This is a genomic window from Janthinobacterium aestuarii, assembly GCF_051380835.1.
GTDB classification, from domain to species: Bacteria; Pseudomonadota; Gammaproteobacteria; order Burkholderiales; family Burkholderiaceae_D; genus Janthinobacterium; species Janthinobacterium aestuarii.
On sequence record NZ_JBNYXU010000010.1, the window covers coordinates 138,900 to 157,658 of the forward strand.

The 18,759-nt window shown below is 61.9% G+C and carries 17 protein-coding genes; 4 read left to right on the plus strand and 13 right to left on the minus strand.

What is annotated here, in order from left to right; translation table 11 throughout:
* Positions 1–242: 242 nt before the first annotated feature.
* From ACQ4WO_RS23385 to glnA, 6 genes are all read right to left on the minus strand, one after another.
* Positions 243–1,616, minus strand: a complete 1,374-nt coding sequence (locus tag ACQ4WO_RS23385; RefSeq protein ID WP_436483438.1) for a GAF domain-containing sensor histidine kinase — start codon at positions 1,614–1,616, stop codon at positions 243–245.
* Between the two features lie 134 nt (positions 1,617–1,750).
* On the minus strand, positions 1,751–2,716 hold the full coding sequence (gene corA, locus ACQ4WO_RS23390) for a magnesium/cobalt transporter CorA (protein ID WP_128140454.1): 966 nt from the start codon (positions 2,714–2,716) through the stop codon (positions 1,751–1,753).
* A 146-nt stretch (positions 2,717–2,862) separates the two neighbouring features.
* Entirely contained in the window at positions 2,863–4,350 is a 1,488-nt protein-coding gene (gene ntrC / locus ACQ4WO_RS23395) for a nitrogen regulation protein NR(I) (protein WP_128140455.1), read from the minus strand.
* Positions 4,351–4,398: 48 nt separating this feature from the next.
* Positions 4,399–5,487, minus strand: coding sequence for a nitrogen regulation protein NR(II) (gene glnL, locus ACQ4WO_RS23400; protein ID WP_436483439.1), 1,089 nt, complete (start codon positions 5,485–5,487; stop codon positions 4,399–4,401).
* Between the two features lie 5 nt (positions 5,488–5,492).
* Positions 5,493–5,975, minus strand: a complete 483-nt coding sequence (locus ACQ4WO_RS23405) for a DUF4124 domain-containing protein (protein ID WP_436483525.1) — start codon at positions 5,973–5,975, stop codon at positions 5,493–5,495.
* Between the two features lie 173 nt (positions 5,976–6,148).
* Positions 6,149–7,564: a type I glutamate--ammonia ligase gene (gene glnA / locus ACQ4WO_RS23410; RefSeq protein WP_029496182.1), complete on the minus strand. Its 1,416-nt coding sequence runs from the start codon at positions 7,562–7,564 to the stop codon at positions 6,149–6,151.
* A 385-nt stretch (positions 7,565–7,949) separates the two neighbouring features.
* On the opposite strand from glnA, the gene ACQ4WO_RS23415 reads away from it, so the two are divergent.
* The 3 genes from ACQ4WO_RS23415 (at position 7,950) to ACQ4WO_RS23425 (ending at position 9,199) form a co-directional block, all read left to right on the plus strand.
* Positions 7,950–8,411, plus strand: a complete 462-nt coding sequence (locus ACQ4WO_RS23415) for a rhodanese-like domain-containing protein (protein WP_436483440.1) — start codon at positions 7,950–7,952, stop codon at positions 8,409–8,411.
* Between the two features lie 157 nt (positions 8,412–8,568).
* Positions 8,569–8,913, plus strand: a complete 345-nt coding sequence (locus tag ACQ4WO_RS23420) for a type II toxin-antitoxin system RelE/ParE family toxin (protein WP_436483441.1) — start codon at positions 8,569–8,571, stop codon at positions 8,911–8,913.
* A 1-nt stretch (position 8,914) separates the two neighbouring features.
* Entirely contained in the window at positions 8,915–9,199 is a 285-nt protein-coding gene (locus tag ACQ4WO_RS23425; RefSeq protein ID WP_099760471.1) for an XRE family transcriptional regulator, read from the plus strand.
* Between the two features lie 4 nt (positions 9,200–9,203).
* On the opposite strand, the gene ACQ4WO_RS23430 is transcribed toward ACQ4WO_RS23425, so the two are convergent.
* Positions 9,204–10,556 (minus strand): TAXI family TRAP transporter solute-binding subunit, encoded by a 1,353-nt coding sequence (locus ACQ4WO_RS23430; protein ID WP_436483442.1) that lies wholly within the window; start codon positions 10,554–10,556, stop codon positions 9,204–9,206.
* 131 nt (positions 10,557–10,687) lie between these two features.
* On the opposite strand from ACQ4WO_RS23430, the gene ACQ4WO_RS23435 reads away from it, so the two are divergent.
* Positions 10,688–11,293 (plus strand): glutathione S-transferase family protein, encoded by a 606-nt coding sequence (locus ACQ4WO_RS23435; protein ID WP_436483443.1) that lies wholly within the window; start codon positions 10,688–10,690, stop codon positions 11,291–11,293.
* Positions 11,294–11,302: 9 nt separating this feature from the next.
* On the opposite strand, the gene ACQ4WO_RS23440 is transcribed toward ACQ4WO_RS23435, so the two are convergent.
* From ACQ4WO_RS23440 to ACQ4WO_RS23465, 6 genes are all read right to left on the minus strand, one after another.
* Positions 11,303–11,683 carry a hypothetical protein gene (locus ACQ4WO_RS23440; protein ID WP_436483444.1) on the minus strand — a complete coding sequence of 127 codons (381 nt, stop codon included), beginning with the start codon at positions 11,681–11,683 and terminating at the stop codon, positions 11,303–11,305.
* Between the two features lie 59 nt (positions 11,684–11,742).
* On the minus strand, positions 11,743–14,871 hold the full coding sequence (locus ACQ4WO_RS23445; protein ID WP_436483445.1) for a transglycosylase domain-containing protein: 3,129 nt from the start codon (positions 14,869–14,871) through the stop codon (positions 11,743–11,745).
* A 364-nt stretch (positions 14,872–15,235) separates the two neighbouring features.
* Positions 15,236–16,021 (minus strand): competence/damage-inducible protein A, encoded by a 786-nt coding sequence (locus tag ACQ4WO_RS23450; RefSeq protein ID WP_436483446.1) that lies wholly within the window; start codon positions 16,019–16,021, stop codon positions 15,236–15,238.
* A gap of 31 nt (positions 16,022–16,052) precedes the next feature.
* The gene (locus tag ACQ4WO_RS23455) at positions 16,053–16,880 is read right to left on the minus strand and encodes an EI24 domain-containing protein (RefSeq protein WP_436483447.1); all 828 of its coding nucleotides are present in this window, start codon (positions 16,878–16,880) and stop codon (positions 16,053–16,055) included.
* A complete protein-coding gene (locus tag ACQ4WO_RS23460; protein WP_436483448.1) occupies positions 16,880–17,920 on the minus strand; it encodes a sterol desaturase family protein in 1,041 nt (346 codons plus the stop codon). The genes ACQ4WO_RS23455 and ACQ4WO_RS23460 overlap by 1 nt, the downstream gene beginning before the upstream one ends.
* The gene (locus ACQ4WO_RS23465) at positions 17,917–18,756 is read right to left on the minus strand and encodes a polysaccharide deacetylase family protein (RefSeq protein WP_436483526.1); all 840 of its coding nucleotides are present in this window, start codon (positions 18,754–18,756) and stop codon (positions 17,917–17,919) included. Before ACQ4WO_RS23465 ends, ACQ4WO_RS23460 begins: the two co-directional genes overlap by 4 nt.
* Positions 18,757–18,759 lie beyond the last annotated feature (3 nt).

An 18,759-nucleotide genomic window follows, 5' to 3' on the forward strand; every position in this document is an offset into this window, starting at 1 on the left:
CTCGTTCATCTAAAGGAAACGTCTCGCACGGTACCCGGTCAGGCACCGTGAAGTTCGCTGGGACACTTGGACAGAAATGGCACTAGGCGACTAAAAGTCAACTAGACAACTACATAGAATCACGGCAAGAATATAAGTGTCAACAGAACTCAGTATGTGTATGGCGTACATACAACATGTTAAAAGCAGAGGGCGACAAGGGATAGGGCGGCTTTCCCCGGTAGCAGGGAAGCCACGCGGCGTCAACTGGCCAGCGGTAGCCTGATTTGTATATGACAGCCAGGAGTGCAGTCGATGGCGCATACCTGGCCGCCCAGTTGCTGCACGATGGTGTAGACGATGTGCATGCCTAGGCCGGAGCCGCCCTGGCCACGCTTGGTGGTGAAAAACGGTTCAAACATGTGTTCGCGCACGGCCGGCGCCAGGCCGATGCCGTCGTCGGAAAAGTCCAGCAGCAGCCAGCGCGCAGCCGCGTCATCGCCGTCCGCCTCGATGCGCGCGCGTATCGTGATGCGGCCCGGGCCGCCCTGCGGATAGCCGTGGCGTGCGCTGTTCATCAGCAGGTTCGACAGGATTTGCGACAGCTTGCCGGCCGCCAGGCGCACCTGACAATCGGGGGCGATATCGAGTTCCACACCCAGCGCCGCCTTGCGCAATTCCGGGCTGTGCGCCGACACCAGGCCGTGCACATAATCGTGCAACGCCAGGTCGGCCACGTATTCGCTGACCTGGTCCACGGCCAGCTGCTTGAAGTTGCCGATCAGGTCGGCGGCGCGCGCCAGGTTGCGCTCGATCAGGGCCGCCGCGCCTTTCAGGGATTCGGCGATGTCGATCAGTTCGGCGCGGCTGACCTTGGCGCCGCCCAGCAGCTGCACCAGCTGGTCGGCATAGCTGCCCATGCTCGACGCCGCCGTCAGCGCCACGCCGATCGGCGTGTTGACCTCATGCGAGACACCGGCCACGAGCGAACCGAGGGCCGCCATCTGTTCCTGCTCGATCAGGTTCGCCTGCGCCGCCAGCAGCGACTCGGTACGCACGCGCACGATTTCTTCCAGCTGCTGGGTGCGCTCCTGGTGCTGCAGCTCGGCCGCGCCGCGGGCCGAGAAGATCGACAGCAGCAGCAAGGCCAGCAGGCGCTTGTTTTCATCGATGGGCCGCGTGTCGATGGCCGACAGGATGCCCAGGGTCTTGCCATCGGTATCGATCAGCGGCATGCCGACATAGCTTTCCGCATGCATGTCGACCAGGAGGGTATCAAGTGGAAAGCGACGCTGGATATCGCTGCCGTGAAAACACATGCTCTGGCAGGTCACGTCCTGGCAAGGCGTGTGCTGCAGGCTGTATTCGATATTCGGCTGGTAGTCGTCGCCGCCCCACAGGGCAAGGGTGCGGATGCCTTCGCTGCCATCGTCCATGCGCACCAGCCGCCCGGCGATCACATAGTGCACGTCGAGCGCTTCGGCCAGGTCCTTGACGAGGATGCGCAGGAAGTCGTCGCCACGGGCGTGCGCCGTCGAGGCGGTGATCGAGCGCAGAGCCGCCTCCGCCAGGGTGCGCCGCTGCTCGGGATCGAACAGGGGTTCTTGCGAATTCACATCAAACAACGGAATACTCATGAATGCTCCTGCGCAGCACGGAAAGCGCAGGCACAGCTGCCGGCGCGGCGATCCTCAGCAAAGGCCCGGGTCAACGGACTTGCCGCGATTGTACCCCCGGCTATTGCTTAATAATACAGATACACAGGAATTTTTTATAGCCAGCCGGAACGCTTGAACAAGTAATACATATAACCGCAGACACAGCTCATCACTGCCACGGCGGCAGGATAGCCATACTGCCAGTCCAGTTCCGGCATGAACTTGAAGTTCATGCCCCAGATGCCGGCAAACGCCGTGAACACGGCGAAAATAGCGGCCCAGGCCGCCAACTGCTTGTTCACTTCGCTCTCATCGATGGCCACCATCGACAGATTCACCTGGATGGCCGTGCTGATCGTGTCGCGGATGGTGTCGAGCGTACCGTTGATGCGCGCCAGATGGTCGTGCACGTCGCGGAAATACTCCTGGGTATCGTGGCACAGCGGCGGCACCCTCCCGCCGTGCAGCTTGCCCACCGCTTCCATCAGGGGCGCGACCACATGGCGCAAGACCATGACCTTGCGTTTCAATTGATACAGCCGTTCGATATTGTCTCGTTCGGTGCCACGGTCGAAGATACGGTCCTCGATCAATTCCAACTCCGATTCGAGCGCGTCGAGCACGGGAAAGTAACGGTCGACGACGGCGTCCATCAGCGCGTACAGCACGAAGGCCGAACCCTGGCGCAGCAGATGCGGCTCGCGCTCGGCGCGCGCGCGCACACCAAGGAAACCTTGCGAGCTGTTGCTGCGCGACGAGAGCACGTAATTGGCGCCAACAAAAATGTCGACTTCGCCCAGCACCAGCTCGTTCTCGACCATTTCCACGGTTTTCACGACGGCAAACAAGGAATCGCCATACTCCTCGATCTTTGGACGCTGGTGGCCCCGCTGCGCATCCTCGACGGCCAGTTCGTGCAGGCAAAACTCGTGCTGCATCTGTTTCAGCTCGTCCGGCGTGGCGTCGAGCAGGGCCACCCAGACGAAGCAATCGGGGCGCTCGACGTAATCGCTGATATCGTCGATCGGCAAGTCGGCCAGTTTTTTGCCATCCTGATAGGCCACGCAGTTAATCAGCATACAATTCCACAATGAAAGTTAAGACCGGACGAAACAGTCCGGCAGGCGTCAGCTTACCTTATCGACTGCACTTGTTGTGGGTGTTGTGGCGTGCGAGGAACGCCAGGAGGGGAAGCGGACGGGGCGGAGCCCCGTCCGGACGGCAATCAATCGTCCTTGGCGCCGTCGATGCCCAGTTCGGAGATCTTGCGGGTGATGGTGTTGCGGCCGATGCCCAGGCGCACGGCGGCGTCGTTCTTGCGCCCGTGCGTATGCTTGAGCGCCGTCTTGATCAGGGCCGACTCGAACTGCCGTCCCAGCACGGCCATGACTTCCTGTTGCCCCGCGCCCAGCATGCCGGCCGCTTGCAATTCCAGCAAGCCGATCCAGCCAGGTGGCGCGCCGTTGGCGGGCGCGGCAGCTTCAAAGACCTGGCCGCCGTGCGGGTGGGCAACGGCTGCCGGCGCAGCCTCTCCCGCCACCGTGGCCGCGCCATCGCCCTGCCCCTGCGTCAATTCCAGCGGCAAATCCTTGATTTCCACCGTCTGGCCCGGCGCCATCACGGTGATCCAGTTGCACAGGTTTTCCAGCTGGCGCACATTGCCGGGCAAATCGAGGCCGCTCAAGAACTGCATCGTCGGCTCGCTCATGCGCTTGGCTTCCACGCCCAGCTGGCGCGCGCTTTGCACCAGAAAGTGGCGCACCAGGATGGGGATATCCTCGCGCCGCTCCCTCAAACTGGGCAGGCGCAGGCGGATCACGTTCAGGCGGTGATACAAGTCTTCGCGGAACAGGCCGTCGCGCACGCGCTGTTCGAGGTTCTGGTGCGTGGCCGTAATGACGCGCACGTTCGCCTTCATCGGCTGGTGGCCGCCGACGCGATAGAAATGGCCGTCGGACAGCACGCGCAGCAAACGCGTCTGCAAGTCGAACGGCATGTCGCCGATTTCATCGAGGAACAAAGTGCCGTTCTCGGCTTGCTCGAAGCGCCCCCGGCGCGTCGTCTGCGCGCCCGTGAACGCACCGCGTTCGTGGCCGAACAGTTCGGACTCGAGCAAATCCTTCGGGATCGCCGCCGTGTTGAGGGCAATGAACGGCTGCGCCGCGCGCGGACTGTGCTTGTGCAGCGCGCGCGCCACGAGTTCCTTGCCGGAACCGGATTCGCCCGTGATCAGCACCGTCACGTTCGATTGCGACAACCGGCCGATGGCGCGGAAGACTTCCTGCATGGCCGGCGCCTGGCCGAGGATTTCCGGCGTTTCCGACGGGCCCGATTCGACGCTCGTCTCGCGCAGGCTTTCTTCGAGCGCGCGGCGGATCAGCTCGACAGCCTTGTCGATATCGAAAGGCTTGGCCAGGTATTCGAAGGCGCCGCCCTGGAAGGCTGCGACGGCCGAGTCGAGGTCGGAAAAGGCCGTGATGATGATGACCGGCAAGCCGGGAAAGCGCGACTTGACCGTCTGCAGCAATTCCAGGCCGGATGCGCCCGGCATGCGGATATCGGACACGAGTACTTGCGGCGTGTCAAATTCCAGCGCGGCGATGGCGTCGCGCGCATTGGCAAAACTCTTGGTGGCGAGATTTTCCCGCGCCAGGGCTTTTTCCAGCACCCAGCGGATTGATTCGTCGTCGTCAACTATCCAGATTGGCTTCATTAGTGTGTGCGTCCCGCAATGGATTTCATGGGTGGGATACCGCCTCGCTTATGGCAAGGGTAGAACGATCCTGAAATCGGTGTATCCAGGCCGGCTTTCGCACTCGATCACGCCCAGGTGCTGTTGCACGAAGGTTTGCGCCAAGGTCAGCCCCAGCCCGCTGCCGCCTTCCCTGCCCGACACCAGCGGGTAGAAAATCCGGTCGCGGATCTGGGGTGCGATGCCCGGTCCATTGTCAATGATATGCAAGTCTAATGCCAGGTTGTAGCGGACCTTGGCCAAAGTTACCTGGCGCGCCACGCGCGTCTTGAAAATGAGCTCCGCATCGCCCGCCTCGATGCGTTCTGCCAGCGCTTGCGCCGCATTGTGCGCGATGTTGAGCACGGTCTGTATCAGTTGCTCCTTGTCGCCGCGGAATTCGGGGATCGAGGCATCGTAATCGCGCGAAATGGTCAGACCGCTGGGAAACTCGGCCAGGATCAGGCTGCGCACGCGCTCGCACACTTCGTGGATATTCACGTCGCCGACGATATGCGGGCGGCGGTGCGGCGCCAGCAGGCGGTCGACCAGGGTTTGCAGGCGGTCCGCTTCCTTGATGATCACCTGCGTATATTCGCGCAGCTCGCTCAGGTGCAGGGCCGGCAATTCCAGCTCCAGCAACTGGGCCGCGCCGCGGATGCCGCCCAGCGGGTTCTTGATTTCATGCGCCAGGTTGCGGATCAGCTCCTTGTTGACCTGGCTCTGGTCGAGGATGCGCTCCTCGCGGTCGAGTTTGAGCTGCTGCACGTTTTCGCGCAGCTCGATCAGCACGCCGTCGCGCGGCGCGTCGAGCGCGCTGATGATGCTGTGCACGCGCAGCGGCTCGCGCCCCAGGCGCTCCAGAGTCAGGTCCTGGCGCAAGTCGGAAAATTTATGTTCGAGCGCCTGCGCGCAAATACCGGCCAGCTCGTCGGGATTCAAGAACAGCGCCGTCAGCTTTTGCCGCGACAGGGCTTTCAATGAACTTTCCAGCAGGTTTTCCGCCGCCGCGTTGGCATAGCTGATGCGGCCGTCGCCGTCGAGCAGGATCACGGCTGAAGCGAGCAAATCAAGGCCGGCCAGGTGGGCCGGGCGACTGGAATGGTTGTCTGGTGTCATGTGCTTTACCGAATATTCGCGATCTCGCGTTTCAGGGCCTCGACGTTCTGCTGTGTCCGGCTAATGTTGTCCTTCAACTGCGCCACTCGTTCCTGGTATTTCGCATAGTTACGCTCATTACCCTGGCGCTCGGGCTGGCCGCCATTGAACTCCAGGCGCTGCGCCGCCAGCTTCTGTTCTTCGCTGCGCAATTCGTCCTGCAGTATCTGGCGCCGGTCCAGGTCGCGCGCGCGCTGCTCGGCGCCATCGACCTTGGGAAACGCGCCGGCGGCAGGCGCCGCCGTGGCTGCCGCCTGCGTGGCAGACCGGGCAGGCGCGCCGGCCAGCGGCGCCGTCTTGCGTGGCGGCTCCGTCATGGCGCCCGGCAAATCGAGCAGCTGGCAATGCGTGCCAGCCCGCTTGTCCGTGTACGTCTTGTGTCCCTGCGCATCGGCGCATACATACAGCTGCCCGTGCGCCTGTGCCGCTGCGCCCAGCAATCCTGCCATCAGCGCCATTCTGTAATGCTTGGTCAATCTCCACTCCTGTCGGCGCGTGCCGCATCGTTCCTGGGCCGACTATACAACAACGCACTGTGGCGCCATAACAAAAAACGCGGGCAAGACCATCGCCTCACCCGCGTTTTTTTATTCACTACCGGCACATTGCCGGCATGGCGCCATTACAGCGAGTAGTACATGTCGAACTCGGCAGGATGCGTGGTCATGCGCATGCGCTGTACGTCCTGCATTTTCAGTTCCAGGTAAGCGTCGATCATCGAATCGCTGAATACGCCGCCACGGGTCAGGAACTCGCGGTCCTTGTCCAAGGCGTCCAGTGCTTCTTCCAGCGAAGCGCACACGGTAGGGATCAGTGCGTCTTCTTCCGGCGGCAGATGGTACAGATCTTTCGAGGCGGCTTCGCCCGGATGGATCTTGTTGGCAACGCCGTCCAGACCTGCCATCAGCAGTGCGGCGAAGCACAGGTACGGGTTCGCCAGTGGATCCGGGAAGCGCGCTTCGACGCGGCGGCCTTTTGGATTGGCCACGTGCGGGATACGGATCGAGGCGGAACGGTTTTTCGCCGAGTACGCCAGTTTCACCGGGGCTTCGTAGCCTGGCACCAGGCGCTTGTACGAGTTGGTGCCCGGGTTGGTGATCGCGTTCAATGCCTTGGCGTGCTTGATGATGCCGCCGATGTAGTACAGGGCGAAATCGGACAGGCCGGCATAGCCGTCGCCAGCGAACAGGTTTTTGCCATCTTTCCATACGGATTGATGCACGTGCATGCCCGAACCGTTGTCGCCAACGATAGGTTTCGGCATGAAGGTGGCGGTCTTGCCATAGCTGTGCGCCACGTTCCACACCACATATTTCAGGTTTTGCGTCCAGTCGGCGCGCTCGACCAGGGTCGAGAACTTGGTGCCGATTTCATTCTGGCCGGCGCCGGCGACTTCGTGATGATGTACCTCAACCGGGATGCCCAGCGATTCCAGAATCAGGCACATTTCCGAACGCATGTCCTGGAAGCTGTCCACTGGTGGCACCGGGAAATAGCCGCCCTTGACGGTAGGACGGTGGCCGCTGTTGCCGCCTTCGATGTCCTTGCCGGTCGACCACGAACCTTCGTCCGAACCGATCTTGACGAAGCAGCCCGACATGTCGATCTTCCAGCGCACGCTGTCGAAGATGAAGAATTCCGGCTCAGGGCCGAAGTAGGCGGTGTCGCCCATGCCCGACGATTTCAGGTAGGCTTCTGCGCGTTTCGCGATCGAGCGCGGGTCGCGGTCGTAGCCCTTGCCGTCCGACGGTTCGATCACGTCGCACTGCATGAACAGGGTCGTTTCTTCCATGAACGGGTCGATATTGGCCGTGTTTGGATCCGGCAGCAAGATCATGTCGGACGCTTCAATGCCTTTCCAGCCAGCGATCGAAGAACCGTCAAAGGCGTGGCCCGACTCAAATTTGTCCATGTCGAAGTGCGACACGGGAACCGTCACGTGCTGCTCTTTACCACGGGTATCAGCAAAGCGGAAATCAACGAATTTGACTTCGTTTTCTTCTACCATCTTCAAGACTTCTGCGGCTGTCATTGCCATGCGTATCTCCTAAATGAATGTGGGGTGAGCCGACCTTAGTGCGTCTGGGCTGATGAAGCGAAGCAAACATTGCGTGCCACCAAAACTCATAAGGATCATAGCAGATTCCATGCCAGCTTCTGGTGGGACGTCGCCGCCAAGGTCAAAACCCGGCCATCCCAGTGAAAGTTTTCCTGTCCGCGATTTTCCTGCTGCGTTTGCTTCAAATCAAGCATGCACTAAGCAAGTGCAAAAAACGAATAACGCACCATTATCGTGCATTTTTCTCCGGTTCTTGAAAAATGCTTTGTTATGGTGCATGTGCCGTGCACCGTGGTTTCCCGTTTGCGGGGCGCGGACGGCGCACTATAATCGACCATACCTACCCACTTTCATCGAGGACGCCATGACCACCGCCGCCGACATCCTGACCACCGCCCGCAGCCGGGCCAATGAAGGTACGCCGTATGCCGGCGCCGTCACGCCGCAGGAAGCGTATGAGCTGCTGCAGCGCGATGCGGCCGTCAAGCTCATCGATGTGCGCACGAATGCCGAGCGCGACTGGGTGGGACGGGTCGACATCGCCGATACCCAGCATGGTGCGGTGCAGTGGGCCACCTACCCCGGTGGCGTGCCGAATGCCGACTTTCTCGCCCAACTGGCAGCCCAGGCCGGCAAAGACGAGGTGCTGCTGTTCCTGTGCCGCTCCGGCGTGCGTTCGCGCCACGCGGCCAAGCTGGCGACCGAGCACGGCTACCTGAACTGCTTCGACATCCTCGAAGGCTTCGAAGGCGACAAGGACGCCGACGGCCACCGCAAGCAGATCGGCGGCTGGTGCAGGGCGGGCCTGCCTTGGCTGGGTGCCTGACGCTGGCCTCCTGACTATCTGAACAGTGTCTGATCTGGCGGGCCATCCTGCGGTCCGCTATCGGCTACAACCATCCATACGCGCCCGATATCTTCAAGAGCGGCGCAAATTCTCCTTGCAAGTATGTACCTTATATAGTGCAACACAGGGGTACGTCATGGATGCTTCCGGCTTGCGCCAAATTACCCTGCTGTTCTATGCGAACGGCAATGGCGGCGAACTTGTGCGTGACTGGCTCAAGTCGTTGCCGGTTGAAGAGCGCCATGTGATCGGGCAGGATTTGATGCATGCGCAATGGCGCTGGCCCGTGGGCATGCCCCTGTGCCGCCATCTGGGGCAAGGATTGTCGGAAGTACGCAGCAGCCTGCCCGGCAACCGCATCGCCCGCGTGCTGATCTGCCATCACGGCGACTGCCTGGTGGCGCTGCACGGCTTTATAAGAAAACCCGCGCCACGCCCGATGACGACCTGGCGCTGGCCCGCAAACGCTACAAGGAACTGACATGAACGCCACCGCTCCGCACCTCGGCAGCAGTCTCGACGACTTCCTCAAGGAAGAAGGCATTTTCGAGCAAACGCAAAACCGCGCCATCAAGGAAGTGATCGCCTGGCAACTGACGCAGGCGATGCAGGAACAAGCGATGTCGAAGACGCGCATGGCGGCCCTGCTGCAGACGAGCCGCTCGCAGCTCGACCGCCTGCTCGACCCCAGCAGCGACGTCACACTCTCGACCCTGGAGCGGGCCGCCGCGCTGGTCGGACGCAAGCTGTCGATCACCCTCGTGTAAATCCTCAGGCCGGCTCGCCCGCCTCGGCGGCAGGGTGCTCGCCCATCAGGGACAGAATGCGCTTGCGCACGAAATTGATGTGGCTGCGCAAGCCATACAGGCCATCGGCAAACGACAGGGGAATCGATATCTGGTTGACCATTTCCTCGATCTGGTCGAGCCGCTTCAATTGCGCCGCATACACTTGCGCGCGCTGCTCTGGCGGCACGTCTTCCAGCGCCTGCTCCACCGTGCGCAGCTGGCCATACCAGCGGTACACGCGCGAGCGGATGCGCCATACATACAAGGGCGGCACGACGCGCGACAGGGGCAGGATCAAGGCACCAAGCGCCACCACCAGCACCCACATGCGGTCAAAGAAATTGGCCAGCCAGAAACTCATATAGCGCTGCAGCACGGGCGCGCCATCCTTGTAGAATTTCAGCGCTTCGGGTGCCACGGGAATTTCCGTGTAGCGCGCGGACGGGAACTGCCCCTGTTGCTGGAACCAGCCCGTGCCGCCATGAATGCGGGCCGCCGCCTGCACGAACAGGTCGACGAGGGCCGGATGCAAGTCTTCGCGCGCGACTAAGGTGGCCGTCGGCGCGATCAGATGATAATCCTGCGCAGGAATGTTCTGCCCCAGGTCGACTATGCCGCGCGGCAAGACGACATGCGTGAGGAAAGGCAAACGCCGCGTGTACGCCTCCGCTTGTGAAAAATCAAACAGCTTGATGCCCGGCGTTTGCAGCAGCATCTGGATCAGCGGCGCTTCCGGCGCCGAACTGAACACGAGGCCATCGATGCGCCCTTCCAGCAGCTCCACGGTGGCAGGCGTGTTTTGCAAATCGCTCACCGTCAGCTCGTTCGCCTCCACGCCATTAACGGACAGCAACTGCCGGAACAGGCCCGGCACGCCCGTGCCTTCCGGTCCCAGGTTGATCTTCATGCCCTTCAATTGCGCCAGCTCCGTCACCGCCTTGTCTTCGCGCATAAAGAGCCAGACGGGTTCCGTAAACAGGCTGCCCAGGGAAATCAGGCCGTGGCGCTCGGCATCCTCGTGCTCCGTCGAGCCGCTTTGCACGAAGGCGATATCGGTCTTGCCGCTATTTAAGCGCTGCAGGTTGTCCTGCGAACCCAGCGACGGCTGCAAGGTCACCTTGATACCGTGCTTGGCCAGGGTGGCCACGTATTTTTTGCCGAACTCTTCATACGCGCTATTGTCCTGCCCCGTCGACAGGCTTACCTGGCGCGGCGGCGCCGGGTCGACCAGCCAGTAAGCGAGCGCGCAAAACGCGCCGACCAGCAGCAAGGTGGGACCGGCGGTGGCGAGGAAGTCGCGCACGGAAAAGCGGCTGAACGCGAGGATTTTGGACATGTGGTGGCGCATAGGTTTCATGGGTGGCTACGATGCCAAGAAAAGCTCAACTATGCAAGGCACTTTCACATGCGCGGGGTGGCCAAATCCGCTACAGTGGCAGATCAACCACCTGCCCTCTGGAGCCCCGCATGCTGAAAATTCTTGGAAAAGCCGCCTCGATCAACGTCCGCAAAGTCCTGTGGACGTGCGAGGAACTCGACCTGCCGTACGAGCGCGAAGACTGGGGCAGCGGCTTTCGCAGTACGGACAACCCGGCTTTCCTGGCCTTGAACCCGAACGCCATGGTACCCGTGCTGCTCGATGGCGACCTGGTGCTGTGGGAGTCGAACACGATTTGCCGCTACCTGTGCGCCCAGGCGGGCCGCGACGACTTGCTCCCAAGCACGCCCCGCACCCGCGCGGAAGTGGAAAAATGGATGGACTGGCAAATGGGCGACCTGAACAATAGCTGGCGCTACGCCTTCATGTCGCTGGTACGCCAGAGCCCGGCACACCAGGATGCGGCGCAGCTGGCGGCCGGTATTGCCGGATGGAACAAGATGATGGGTGTGCTGGAACAGCAGCTGCAGCGCACGGGCGCCTTCGTCTGCGGCGAGCAATTTACCTTGGCCGATATCGTGCTGGGCCTGTCCGTCAAGCGCTGGCTGATGGCACCGATGCAACGCCCCGGCACCCCCGCCATCGCCGCCTACCATGCGCGCCTGGAAAGCAAAACCGCCATGTTTGCCGGTTAAGTTTGCCAGTTATGCGAGTTCGATGGCCTCGACCGTGCCGCCGATGACATAGCAATCGCCATCGCGGCGCACTTCGTCCAGGGTCGCCGGATCATCGTGCGCATAACAGCCGTCGACATCGACGCACCAGACGTCGCCGAAACGCAGCAATTTCACGCCGCAGCAGATGCGGTTGACAAAGTTGCCCGGCATCCTGACCATCACTTCCCGCACGGCGCCTACCGTGACGGCGACGTTACGCCAGACATTGCCTTCCAGCCCATGATTTCTTGCGTACAAGACGATGCGCACGGCCTGCACGCCCCCGGGCTGATACTGCTGCTCGATGGACACGAGCGCGCCATCGTCAAAGCGATGGTATTGCTGAAAAATCTGCTGCGTCTCGTCCAATGACACTCCCTCAAAAAACCGCCGGCCTTGCGGGCCTGCGTTCACACCGCAAGGCCTTCTTAATTAGTGCACTGTTTCGCCACGCCTTCGGCCGGCGCAGGCGCTTCGATCAGCGGCATCAGGCTTGGCGCCAGCGACACCAGCAGTTGCACGGGCAAGGCGCTCGTAAAATCGTAGTTCTTCGATTCCGGTCCGCGCACATACGCCGTCATGCTGCCATAGAAACGCTCGCCGATATTGAAGACGAACGTGGCCGAACGGTTCACATAGCGCGACTCGATCAGGCGGCCGCCAGCGCCATACACGTCGAAGCGCTGGTCGCCCGTACCCGTCTTGCCGCCCATGGGGATCGGCACGCCGTCGGCGCCGACAAACGCCGTCTTCGCCCGCTTCGCCGTACCGTCCGACACCACTTCGCGGATGGCCTTGGCAACGGCGCGCGCCACGTCCGGCGACAACACTTGCTCCGCTTCCACCTTGCTGCCCCGCTTGACCATCGTGTCGTACGGCGTGTTGGCCGCGAAATGCATGGAATCGATGCGCACACTCGGTTTGCGCACGCCATCGTTGATGATGATGCCCATCAGCTCGGCCAGCGCGGCGGGACGGTCGGCCGACGCGCCCAGGGTCGTCGCATACGACGGCACGAGCGAGTCGAACGGATAGCCCATCTTCTTCCACTGGCGGTGGATTTCCAGGAAACCTTCCACTTCCAGCAAGTTGGCGATGCGGCGGTCCTGCGCATGCTTGCGGTGCGTATTGAACAGCCATTTGTAGACTTCCTGGCGTTCCTTCTCGCTGGCCGCCACCATCTGCGACAGGGTCGAACCTTCGTGCTGGCGCAGGTACGCCACCATCCACAGTTCCAGCGGATGCACGTTGGCCAGGTAGCCGCGGTCGGCCAGCGACCAGTTTTCCATCGCGTACTGCTGGTACATCTTGGCCACGCGCTCGGGCGGCACTTCGTTTTGCGACGGCAAGTTGGCGTTGAGGAAATCACCGAATTCCGCGACAGTCCCCTTCGGATTGACGGTGCGGAAGATATTGGCCAGGCGCACGGGGGTCGGGCGGATGCTGGCCAGCAGGATTTTTTCCTGCTCGTCAACGCTCTTGCCGCGGTACTTCTGGTAGAAGCGGTGCAGAAATTCGCGCCCCTCCTTGTCGGCAAAACGGCTCAGGTACTGGGCCCGGCGCGGATCGTCCGCGTCCGCCAGCAGCGAGGCCGAGGAATCAGGACGCGAAAACATGTAGTAGCGGGCAACGTCGCGCATCAGGCGCACGAACACCAGGTTGGTCGACTGGCGCAGCGCCTGCTGCACTGTCATGATGCGGCTGTCGTCAAGCTTGGAGAAGTTGCCGAAATGGTGCAAGCCGCCGCCCGTGAAGAAGCCTTCGCCCGGGTTGCCCGAATATTTGCGTTCCATGGCGGCCGCCAGCATGGCAGGCAGGTTGCGCGCCTCGCCGATTGCCAACGGTTTCAGATAGGCAATCGCCCACTGCGACAGCATGTCCTTCGGATCGACGGCGATCTTGCCCAGCTCGGCGGCGCCCATGCCGCTGTAGCGCTGGTGCAGCTGGTCGATGATATCCATGTACGTGACCAGGGTGCGCAGCTTGGCCGTGGAACCCAAGTCCAGCTTGGCGCCCTCGTTGATGTCGAGCGGCTGGTCATAGTTATCGGTCTGCACGCGCAGCAAGTTGGCTTGGTCGCCCTTTTGCAGCAAGGTAAAGCTGTAGACCACATTGGCGGGGTCGCCATTGCCCAGCATGCCCTTGCCCGTCAGGCCGGCCGCTTTCGCCACTTCCGGGTCGCGCAGCTCGCGCAAGACCTTGGTGACGGCGTTTTGCGCCTGCGCATCGAGCGTGCTGACCACTTTCAGGTCGAGGCGGTCGAGGTTGTACAAGCGCGGATCGCCAAGCATGCTGGCCAGATGGTTACGCACGGCATTCGAGGCCTTGCGCGTGACGAACGAGGTCGACGCTTCCGATTGCACGCCAGACGCCGTCGATGGACGCAGCTTCTCGGCGATGGCCGCATCGCGCAGCTGCGGCGAGATTACACCCGCTTGCGCCAGCAGACGCAGGTGGCTATTGGTCAATTCTTCCAGGTCGGCACCGCCGGCCACCAGATAATGCGAGGGACGGCGCTGGGCGATCAAGAGGCTCAGCGCCTGCTTGTAGGCCAGCGCACTGCCCGGCTGGTCCATCTTACCCTTGAGCAAAGTTTTCACTTCGGCAAACGGACGGCCATACCAGACCCACATGCCGTCGCCGATGCCGTTGACTTCGCCAAAGCCGCTCTTTGCCGACAGCGGCACGGTGTTCAGGTAATTGACGACGATCCTGCGCCGCGCTTCCATGGTGTTTTCGCCATCCTGGTACGAGCGCAGGCTGGCCGAAATCATCTGCAGCAGCTTGTCCTGCATGGAACTGGTGAGCCCGTCTTCCGAATGCCGGTATTTTTCGATCTGCGTGGCTAGGGTGCTGCCGCCGCCACTGCGGTGGCCGCCGAACAGGTTCAGCGCCTTGTCGAGGACAGCCTTGCTCAGGCGGTCCCATTCCACGGCCGGATTGCGCTCGGGCGTGCCCGGGTCGAGCAATTCGCGGTTTTCAATGAACAGCAGGCTTTGCACGAGCGCGGGCGGCGCTTCGGCGAAGCCGTCGAACATGCGCTCGGGATAGCTGGCCGAAAACAGGGGTGCGGCGCGGCAATCGAGGATGGATAGTCCGGCGCGGTTTTTCTCGTGATACGTGGCAAAGATGCCCCGGTCGACCAGTTGCACCATTTTCGGCGACATGCGCGCCTGCGCCGTCACTTCATAATCGCGCGCGTTGAGCTTGGTAATGAAATCCGGCAGGCTGGCATAGCCAAGACGCTCATCGTAGGGCCCGTGCCGCGGATAGCGGATGGCGCCCGCCGGTGCGGGACCAGGCTCGACCTTGAACGCCAGTTGGCGGTCCAGGCGCGTGAAAAACTCTGCCTGCAGGGCCGAGGTGCGCACCTCGCGCATGACGAACCACGCCACGCCGGCGATCAGCGCCAACACGATGATGGCAAAGATGGGCCAGATGCGCGAACGGCGCTTCTTCGGCGGACTCGCCGGCGGCGGCGCCTCGGCGCCCGTGTCGGCGAGTGGATCAGAAGGGGGCCGCTCTTGCGCGGCCAGATTGACGCCTGTGTCTTTCATGAGATGCTGGGGTAAGGTTGGGTTTGGACGGCGCGGAAAATGCGGTAGCGATACCGCTCCGCGCGGGATAAGACGAGGGCCAGCCAGGGCCGGTCACAACAAAGCTTGCTTAACATGATGTCCATACCGGTGAATCAAAAAAACACGTTACTGCACAGGCAGGCGACCCCGCGTTCGACACGCAAGGCCCCTGTTCACCATTCCACCACATCGGCATGAAAACGACTGACGAGCGCACACAAAAATCTTGCTTCATTGAAGATTTTCGCAAAAAAACAACGTCTTGGAACGTACGCTTGCGTACATAGCTGTGAAGCGGGCTGAACGCCAGCGAAAAAGCCGCCGGCGCCGGGCTGGCCGCATCTCAGATGGTGGTGTATTCCGCCTGCAAGGTATCGAGCGCGGCGCACATCTGCGCAAAGGCGGCGGCGGCCTGCGCGGGCTCGCCCTTGACGCCCAGTTCGATATGCCGGCGCGTCTGCGCATCGCCCACGCTCGGCAGGCTGAATACCTTAATCAGCGGAAACTCCGCTTCCAGGCGCACCATGAGCGGTGTCAGCAGGGATTCGGCCGTTTCGTACACGAGCAAGGCATGTTCCGCGTGCGGCACCTGATTGAACAGGTGCGCGTAATGCGTGTCGAGCACCCATTCGATCATGGGCCAGGACATGACGGGAAAGCCGGGCACGAAATAATGCTCGCGCACGGCAAAGCCGGCAATCTTGTTGTACGGATTCGGAATCAGCTCGGCGCCTTCGACAAATTCCGCCATTTTCAGGCGGTGCAGGTTTTCCGGCGAGTTCAAATCGGCCGGTACACCCGCTTCTTCGCCCATTTCCGTGATCCGTTGCTGGATATTGAGCTTGCCCTGCGGATGCAGCACCAGCGGCAAGCCCAGCGCATCGGCCGCCGCCTGGCGCGTATGGTCGTCCGGCGTGGCGCCGATGCCGCCAAAGCTGAAGACGATGTCGCCGCTGGCAAAGCTGCGCTTGAGCAAGGCGACCAGGCGGGCCGGTTCGTCGCCCACGTATTCCGCCCAGCTCAGCTGCAAGCCCCGCGCCTTGAGCATGCTTACCACTTTTGGAAAATGCTGGTCCGTGCGCTTGCCCGACAGGATTTCGTCGCCGATGATGATCAATCCGATAGCCATGAAGCTTCCTCGTAGAATTCGATAAAAATACTCAAGCGTCCGCCGGCGCCACGTCGGTCATGCCGCGTACGCCCCGCAAACGCGACAGTGCTTCCAGGCAGTAATACTGGAACCACAGACCCGTAAAGATAAAGATCAGCACATACAGCCAGATGGCGAACGCCGCCAGGAAGGGGAAGAACACCACCGACATCACGCCGCCCATCCACAGCATGCCAGGCACGGCGCCGGCCGCGCCGGACACCATGCCGATGGCCAGCAAAGGCCAGCGCTGCGTGCGCATGATGGCATGGCGCTCTTCCGCGCTGGCGTAATCGGCCATGGCGTCATACGCCATCACGCGATACGTCAGCCAGCCCCACAGCACGGCTTGCCCCACCAGGGCGGCCGGCGGAAACGCGTACAGGGGCAGCATGATGACCCAGGCGATGATAAACAGCAAGAACGTGGCCAGCGAAGTGGCGACGCTGCCGAGCAGGCTGCCGCCATGCTTCTTGTCCAGTTGCGGAAAGTGCCGCCCGCCCACATGGCGGCCGATGGCCGGCATGGCGAACAGGCCCATGAAGATCAGCGCCGTCAAGATCATCAGCGGCAGCAGCATGAACATGGCGATCAGCGGCACGATCACGGCTTTCAGCATGCCCAGGCCGAAGGTGGACAGCACCTGCCCGCTGGTGCGGAAGAAGTCATACTGCGTGAACAGCGCATGCAGGCTGTCGATCAGCGGCTGCAAGCCCACATACAGCAGTCCTCCCCACAGCACCAGCGACAGGATGAACGGCGCCACGCTCAGCAGCAATATCCTGCCGTGCAATTGCGACAGCAAGGCGCGGCCATACGAATGCAACACATTACGCATCAACGGCGTCCTTTTCGTTTGATTCTTGCAAATTCCACCATGCGGCGCAGGCCCAGCCATTGCTGCTGCCAGAAGCCGCGGCCATAGTCGCGTCCCGGCCGGCCCATGCCCTTGCTGTCGATACGGGCCAGCTGGTCGCGCACGCCCGTGCGCGCATAGCCGGCCGAGAAATTCGCGGTGCCCAGCAGCATATCCCAAATCGGCAAGACCACGCCGAAGTTGCAACCGCCCATGCTACCCTTGCCTTTCGACTCGTGCCCCACGCCGATCGCATGGTGCGTGCGGTGGAAACGGGGCGAAACCAACAGCCGCTCGCCGATGCGGCCGAAGTGTATCCTCACATTCGCATGCTGCAAGCTTTGCAGAATGCGCGAAACCGACACCAGCAGCACGTACTGGCCCGGCGGCACGCCGATGCCGAGCGCCACCAGGGCCATCACCACGTCGCGCAAGAAGTCGTCGAGCAAGTGGTTGCGGTCATCGCTCCACAAGTTCATGTTTTGCTGGCTGTGATGCAGGCTGTGCAAGCCCCACCACCAGCCGAAATGGTGCGAGGCCCGGTGGTAGCAATAGTCGACGAAGTCCAGTATCACAAAATAAATGATAAAACTGAGCAAGGGACTGATGCCGGGCAACAGCGATTCCAGATTGAATGGATGGATATTATCGAAACGCAAGGCGCCCGCCAGCGCATCCATCAACGGATCGAGCGTGAAGAAGATCACGACAGAAAACAGGCCGATCCGGTGCAGCACGGTGTAGATGAAATCGTTCCAACGGGCGCGCGGGTCGGTGATCTTTTGCGCGGGAATCAGGGCTTCGAGCGGGCGCAGCACGAGAAACAGCAGCACCAGTTCGCACAGGCCGATCAGCAGCCACTCCGTGCCCTCGAACGCTTCTTCCGTGAATTCGCCAAAGCCCAGGTGATACACGAGCGGGTTGACGATGGTCTGGAACAGCCAGCCTTGCGCCACGCCAAAGGCGTCGACCACGACGTCGATGACGGGCGTGACGAAGCCGAGGATATCGGCGGCGATCATGGCTGACCCTTCTTCTGCGCGTAGGCAGGATGCTCGCGCAGGGTGGCAAAACAGAAACCCTTGTCTTGCAAGCCAGAAATCAAGGCGTCCAGGTTGGCCGGTGCCCACGCATCCTTGCGCGACCAGATGCCCATGTGGGAAATGAAGATGTCGCCGCTGCGCAGGTTCGCCAGCGCTTTTTTCAGCAGCATGGCGTTCGGATACTTGTCGCTGGGCAGCTCATCGCCGGAATACCCCGCTGGCGCCCAGCCCGCATGCTGGTAGCCGCAAGCGCTGCCGGCCGCCAGGGTACGCGGCGACGTGTAGCCGCCCGGCGCGCGCCAGAACGGATCGAGCTTGTGGCCGGTCAGCTCCTGGAAGCGCGTATCGACCCGGCGCAATTCCTCGCAGAACTGTTTATCCGTAAACGACGTCAGCTTGCCGCCATCCTTGCCGAACTGGGGCTTGACCTGGATCAAGCCGTTGGCCAGATCCTTCTTCCAGTACACATGGTCGAACGTATGCGTGCCGAACGCATGGCCTTCGGCGACCCGGGCTTTCCAGTACGGCGCCCACGAGGCATCGAGCGAATAATCGCCGCGCGTGGTCTTTTCATTGGCCAGGAAAAACGTGGCTTTGATATGCCGCTTGTTCAGCACGTCGGCGATCAGTTGCGCTTGCGACTGGCTGCCCGTGTCGAAGGTCATGTAGATGGTGCCCTTGCAGGCGGCCGGGGCAGAAGATGCGGCTGGGGCCGGCGCCGCTGGGGCCGGTGCGGCAGCATGCGCGGGGGACAGCATGGCGCTGGCGCACAGCAGCATGGCGGACACGCGGCCCCCGGGAATCAGGTGTTTCATCAT

Coding starts and splice junctions, on each gene's coding strand:
- ACQ4WO_RS23415 (WP_436483440.1), top strand. CDS start 7,950: ATGACCACCGCCGCCGACATCCTGACCACCGCCCGCAGCCGGGCCAAT.
- ACQ4WO_RS23405 (WP_436483525.1), bottom strand. CDS start 5,975: ATGGCAGGATTGCTGGGCGCAGCGGCACAGGCGCACGGGCAGCTGTAT.
- ACQ4WO_RS23430 (WP_436483442.1), bottom strand. CDS start 10,556: ATGTCCAAAATCCTCGCGTTCAGCCGCTTTTCCGTGCGCGACTTCCTC.
- ACQ4WO_RS23465 (WP_436483526.1), bottom strand. CDS start 18,756: ATGAAACACCTGATTCCCGGGGGCCGCGTGTCCGCCATGCTGCTGTGC.
- ACQ4WO_RS23385 (WP_436483438.1), bottom strand. CDS start 1,616: ATGAGTATTCCGTTGTTTGATGTGAATTCGCAAGAACCCCTGTTCGAT.
- corA (WP_128140454.1), bottom strand. CDS start 2,716: ATGCTGATTAACTGCGTGGCCTATCAGGATGGCAAAAAACTGGCCGAC.
- ntrC (WP_128140455.1), bottom strand. CDS start 4,350: ATGAAGCCAATCTGGATAGTTGACGACGACGAATCAATCCGCTGGGTG.
- ACQ4WO_RS23455 (WP_436483447.1), bottom strand. CDS start 16,880: ATGCGTAATGTGTTGCATTCGTATGGCCGCGCCTTGCTGTCGCAATTG.
- glnA (WP_029496182.1), bottom strand. CDS start 7,564: ATGGCAATGACAGCCGCAGAAGTCTTGAAGATGGTAGAAGAAAACGAA.
- ACQ4WO_RS23420 (WP_436483441.1), top strand. CDS start 8,569: ATGGATGCTTCCGGCTTGCGCCAAATTACCCTGCTGTTCTATGCGAAC.
- glnL (WP_436483439.1), bottom strand. CDS start 5,487: ATGACACCAGACAACCATTCCAGTCGCCCGGCCCACCTGGCCGGCCTT.
- ACQ4WO_RS23450 (WP_436483446.1), bottom strand. CDS start 16,021: ATGGCTATCGGATTGATCATCATCGGCGACGAAATCCTGTCGGGCAAG.
- ACQ4WO_RS23435 (WP_436483443.1), top strand. CDS start 10,688: ATGCTGAAAATTCTTGGAAAAGCCGCCTCGATCAACGTCCGCAAAGTC.
- ACQ4WO_RS23445 (WP_436483445.1), bottom strand. CDS start 14,871: ATGAAAGACACAGGCGTCAATCTGGCCGCGCAAGAGCGGCCCCCTTCT.
- ACQ4WO_RS23460 (WP_436483448.1), bottom strand. CDS start 17,920: ATGATCGCCGCCGATATCCTCGGCTTCGTCACGCCCGTCATCGACGTC.
- ACQ4WO_RS23425 (WP_099760471.1), top strand. CDS start 8,915: ATGAACGCCACCGCTCCGCACCTCGGCAGCAGTCTCGACGACTTCCTC.